The following is a 2,845-nucleotide window of genomic DNA, read 5'->3' on the forward strand; positions in this document are numbered from 1 at the left end:
GGGTCCGCCCCTCCGGGCTCGTCGGCGAGATCGTCCTGCCCCCGCAGGCGGCCACGGCCGCGGCACAGTTCGCCCGCACCCCGTACGCGGCCAGCTTCACCCGCAACGCGGTGGAGTTCATCCTCACCACCGTGCACATCGTCTGGGACGCCCCGGCCAGCCGGATCCCAGAGATCACCGCCTTCGCGACCTGGATGCACGACTGGGCCGTCCGCGGCCACGACTGGAACAGCAACCTCCTCGCGCTCGGCGACTTCAACCTCGAGGGCCCCGGCACACCGCTCTACCGGGCCTTCGTCTCCACCGGCCTGTTCCCACCCGGCGAGCTCAGCACGCTGCCCCGCACCATCTTCGACACCCCGAGCAAGCGCCACTACTACGACCAGATCGCCTGGTTCTCCGATGTCGACGCCACCGGCCAGGTCCACAACCTGCTCCACGGCATGACCTACACCGGACGAGCCGGGAACATCGACTTCCTGCCCTACGTCTACGCGGGCATGTCGAAGATCGCGGTCTCGTGGCGCATCAGCGACCACTACCCACTATGGGTCGAGTTCGAGCTCAACCCGGGACAACGGACGTGAGCGAGCGACCTCGAGCGGACCGCGGCAGGTCCGGACGACACTCCGGCGCGGCAGGGCTCGGCGGGGTTGTCGAGTAGGTCGACCCGCTGGCCTGGCACCTGAACGCGGGCGACTCGTACCGCCACCAGATCAGGGTCCGGTGGCGACGAGGTAGCCACAGAGGCCGACGATGACCGCGGTGATGACCGAGGCGACGACAGTCGTGATCCGCTGGTTGCCCGCCCTCGACAGACCCTCGGCTTCAAGACACCATCAGAAGCACTAGCGGAAGCGTTGCAATGACCGCCTGAACCCGCACCGATGAGAGGGCGTGCAAGGTGCCCTGGGTTACTCGGCGCTGCGGGCCACGAGGTAAGGCGGCAAGAACAGCACCAGCACCAATAGGCATAGGGCCGCCCACACTTCCGGCCTATCAACCGTGAGATCACCGAACCTGGCGACGACGGGTCGGTCGAGCTTCACCCGTGACCGGGCATCCGCCAGCACCCAAAGGCTGGCGGCTCCGACGGCCAGGACCACGAGCAAGGCACTCAGCACGGAGGGACTCACCCCGTTCAGTATCCCGGCAGCGCGCGCACATGCGGCGAACCGAGGCGATCGTCCCGATGGCAGTGAGATCCCGTACGGCCGTCGGCCCTTCGCATGATGGCGGCCAGCACCTGTTCCTCCGGAAGTCGCGCTGCTGCCGCGCCAGGTCCGCGGCGAAACGCACAACATCAGCTCGGGTGCCTCTTCGTACATCTGCCGAGATGACCGTTCTGCGGAGTTGTCGGGCCGCAGCTATTCGGTGATAACCGTCAGCCAGCAGCAGGCGGCCTTCGATGTCGTAGAGGACGACATTCGAGACGAAGTCGCGCGAAAGTCCTTGGCGCAGTGAAGAGTCGGGTGGTCGGCGGCTAGGTTCCGGGAGAGTGTCCCTGGTCACTGGCATTGGCCAGCGTGAGTTGGCGCCGGTGGTGTTCATAGTGCTGCGTGGGGTAGTGGTAGACGTCTCGCAGGGTCATGAAGTCGGCGAAGTAGGGGTCCCAGCCGACCGGGAAGTGCATCCCGCGTCGCAGCATGCTCTCGGGCGTTGCGTCGAGCGACGCGTGCAGCTGTTCGATGTTCCGGTCCATGAGACGGACCATGCGGGGTCGCCCGAGGATCCGGGCGCCGCCGAGGGAGCCGATGTAGTTGACGACATGGAATGGCCGGGTCGCGGCATCCAGCACCGCCGCGAAGGTCTTGGAGGCCCGGTCGGGCAATCTGGCGAACCCGCGCACGAGGGGGCGCAGGTTGCGTACGAGCAGGTATCCGAAGAGCATGTGGAAGAGCAGTTGCTCATTGGTCCACTTGGTGCCGTTGCTCGGCCGGCCGAGTTCCGCCTTGGTCGCGGTCTCGAGCAGGTACCGGAAGTCGCGGCGCACATGGTCGAGCTCTGCGTGGATCTCATCGTTGTCCATGCGTCGCTCCGGAAGCCTGTGAGGTGGTGCCGGATCAACGGTAGACGGTGGCGGTTCGGTCCAGCTGTTGCCGCGGAGGTGGGCAGACCCTCAGCCGGGCCGCCCCGCGGCTGAAAAAGGTGGGCAAACCGGTGAGTGAGCGGGTCATGAGCTGCTCGCGCCACGCATCCGCAGGCCGGAGAGCTGGCGGCGGGAGTGCTTCCCCGGAGGTCTGGCGTCCTTGCCCCTCGCCGTTTGCCATCCAGGGGGTGAGTCTCCACTGAGATCGAGTCCCACGTCGAGCTGGCGAGTCGGCCCCGTCAGAGCCGAGCGAGGAACTGTCGTGTTCTGGCTTCAGTGGGCTGGGTCAGGATGCTGGCGGGATCACCCTCCTCGACGATCGCTCCCGCGTCCATGAAGATGAGGCGATCAGCGACTTCGCGCGCGAACTCCATCTCATGCGTCACGACGATCATGGTCATGCCGGCTTTCGCCAGATCACGCATGACCGTGAGGACGTCGCCGACGATCTCCGGGTCGAGGGCGGACGTGGGCTCGTCAAAGAGCATGAGCTTCGGCCGCATGGCGAGCGCTCTGGCAATGGCTACCCGCTGCTGTTGCCCGCCGGACAGCTGGCGTGGGTACTGGTGTCCTTTCTCAGCCAACCCCACTTGGCCGAGCAGCTCGTGGGCGCGCTGCTCGGCCGACGCGCGAGACTCTTTGAGCACCAGCATCGGTGCCTCTATCAGGTTCTCGAGGACGGTCTTGTGCAGGAACAGGTTGAACTGCTGGAACACCATGCCCATCGCTGCTCGCTGACGAGCAAGGTCCTTGGCC

Annotated in this window: 3 protein-coding genes; 1 reads left to right on the forward strand and 2 read right to left on the reverse strand. The window is 66.2% G+C overall.

Features of this window, described 5'->3' with window-relative positions; translation table 11 throughout:
• A partial coding sequence (locus tag ACR9ZK_RS21195) for an exonuclease/endonuclease/phosphatase family protein (protein WP_481343944.1) occupies positions 1-587 on the forward strand: 587 nt, incomplete at its 5' end.
• Between the two features lie 896 nt (positions 588-1,483).
• Here the strand turns inward: ACR9ZK_RS21195 and ACR9ZK_RS21200 are convergent.
• Positions 1,484-2,029 carry a DinB family protein gene (locus ACR9ZK_RS21200; protein ID WP_481343945.1) on the reverse strand — a complete coding sequence of 182 codons (546 nt, stop codon included), beginning with the start codon at positions 2,027-2,029 and terminating at the stop codon, positions 1,484-1,486.
• A 299-nt stretch (positions 2,030-2,328) separates the two neighbouring features.
• Positions 2,329-2,845, reverse strand: a 517-nt coding sequence (locus ACR9ZK_RS21205) for an amino acid ABC transporter ATP-binding protein (RefSeq protein ID WP_481343946.1), incomplete at its 5' end; no start/stop codon positions are given.

It is taken from the genome of Monashia sp. HAY1-5C, from assembly GCF_056755255.1.

Bases quoted from the DNA above. Each gene is read 5' to 3' on its own strand.
- ACR9ZK_RS21200 (WP_481343945.1), bottom strand. From the start codon at position 2,029: ATGGACAACGATGAGATCCACGCAGAGCTCGACCATGTGCGCCGCGAC.